Source organism: Streptomyces sp. MA5143a, from assembly GCF_900290235.1.
GTDB lineage: Bacteria > Actinomycetota > Actinomycetes > Streptomycetales > Streptomycetaceae > Streptomyces.
Genome location: NZ_OLMK01000107.1, coordinates 1 through 1,857 on the forward strand (window position 1 = coordinate 1; position 1,857 = coordinate 1,857).

3 protein-coding genes are annotated in these 1,857 nt (G+C 69.1%); all 3 read right to left on the reverse strand.

Going from position 1 to position 1,857, the window contains the following annotated elements:
* Positions 1 to 589 (reverse strand): ABC transporter permease (locus tag SMA5143A_RS36750; RefSeq protein ID WP_258193950.1); only part of this gene is annotated, 589 nt, incomplete at its 3' end.
* Positions 589 to 1,485, reverse strand: coding sequence for an ABC transporter permease (locus tag SMA5143A_RS36755; RefSeq protein ID WP_107467143.1), 897 nt, complete (start codon positions 1,483 to 1,485; stop codon positions 589 to 591). The genes SMA5143A_RS36755 and SMA5143A_RS36750, both read right to left, overlap by 1 nt.
* 3 nt (positions 1,486 to 1,488) lie before the next feature.
* A partial coding sequence (locus SMA5143A_RS36760; protein WP_146194010.1) for a TOBE domain-containing protein occupies positions 1,489 to 1,857 on the reverse strand: 369 nt, incomplete at its 5' end.

Sequence of the window (1,857 nt, forward strand, 5' to 3'; positions counted from 1 at the left end):
CGGCTGCGATCATGCCGGGTGCGGCGAGGGGGAAGGTGATGCGCCGGGCGATGGTGAGCCGGCCCGCGCCCATGCTGGCGGCGGCGTCCTCCAGGCGTTCGTCGATGCCGCGCAGGGTCGCGATCAGGATCAGCACCGCGATGGGTGAGGCGAGCACGGTGTGGCCGAGCGCGATGGCGATCGGGCTGCCGAGCATCGCGGCCGGTTCGAAGAGGAGGAACAGGCCCAGTGCGGTGACGATCTGCGGGATGAGCAGGGGTCCGAGGACCAGGGCGAAGACCGCCGAGCGCAGCGGGAGTTCACTGCGCACCAGCGCGGTCGCGGCCGTGACGCCGATGATGAGGGAGAAGACGGTGCTCAGGGCGGCGACCAAAGCGCTGAGGGAGAGTGCGGCGGGCCATTTGCTGCCGTCTGCGAACAGGGCCTTGTACCAGTTCAGCGTCCATGCCTCGGGCGGGAAGGCGGCGAAGGCGTTGTTGCTGAAGGAGGTGACGAGGATGACGACGATCGGCAGGGCCAGGAACAGCAGGATCACGGTGGCCACGGCGGTCAGGGCGATCTTGCCGGTGAGGGTCTTGCGCAGCTCCATCAGGACCCACTCCTCTTCTTACGGCTGGCGCCGAGTGAGGTCACGGCCTTGACCAGGAGCAGTCCGGCCAGGGTGAGGACCAGCAGGATGACGCCCTGTGCGGCGGCCCCGTTCCACTGGTTCTCCTTGGTGACCTGCTGGTTGATGAGGGTGGCGATCATCGTCTGGTTCGGGCCGCCCATCAGCGCCGGGGTGATGTAGTAGCCCAGCGAGAGGATGAAGCTCAGCAGCCCGGCACTGGCCAACCCCGGGGCGACCAGCGGCAGGTAGACCCGCCGGAAGATCGTCACCCGGCCGGCGCCCATACTCGCCGCCGCCGCCAGCAGGCGCCGGTCCACACCCCGCATCACCCCGTACAGCAGCAGCACGGTGTAGGGGAGCATCATCGAGGTGGTGCCGATGACGACGCCGAGTTCGTTGTAGAGCAGTTGGAACGGTGCGCCGGGTATCGACATGGCGGTCAGGGTCTCGTTCACCAGGCCCTTGTCGCCGAGCATGATGATCCAGCCGTAGGTGCGCACCAGCGCGGAGACGAAGTGCGGCACGACCACCACCAGCATCGCCAGGCCGGCCAGGATCGGCTTGAGCCGGGTGATCGCCTGGGCGAGGACGAATCCGAACACCAGGCTCAGCACGGCCGTTTCGGCGGAGATCCGCAGTGTGGTGAACAGCACCGACAGGTTCACGCCGGTGAGGGCGTCGGCGTACCAGTGCAGGGTGAACGATCCGTCCGCGTCCTTCAGGCTGAGCAGCAGCGTGGAGAAGATCGGGTAGACGAACAGCACCAGCAGATACACGACGACCGGCAGCGCGTAGAGGATCCCGACGCGGGTCTTGCGTGAGGCGAGGAGTTTGCGCGGGCGGGCGGGAGTCCCGGCGGTGAGGGTGGCGGCCATGACTCACCCGCCCTGTTCGTCGGCGAAGAGGTTGACGTCCTCGGGGTCTGCGGTGATGCCGACCCGCTCGCCCGCGACCGGGCCCCGTCCTGCGGGTACCTCCAGGCGCAGCAGCGGTCCCTGACCGCCGTCGATGCGTACCCCGGCGCGGACGAGGGTGCCGACGTAGGTGGCGGTCTCGACGGTGCCGGTACAGAAGCCGTCGTCGGCGGCGCTGGCCCTCAGCCGGCCCGGCTGCACCGCGACCTTGACGCGGGCTCCGGCAGCCATCTGATGGCGGCGCGCCTTGATCAGGCCGCCACCGGCACCCAGGCGGACCAGGGTGTGCTCGCCGTCCTGCTTCTCCACCCGGCCGGGCAGGAAGTTCGCCGC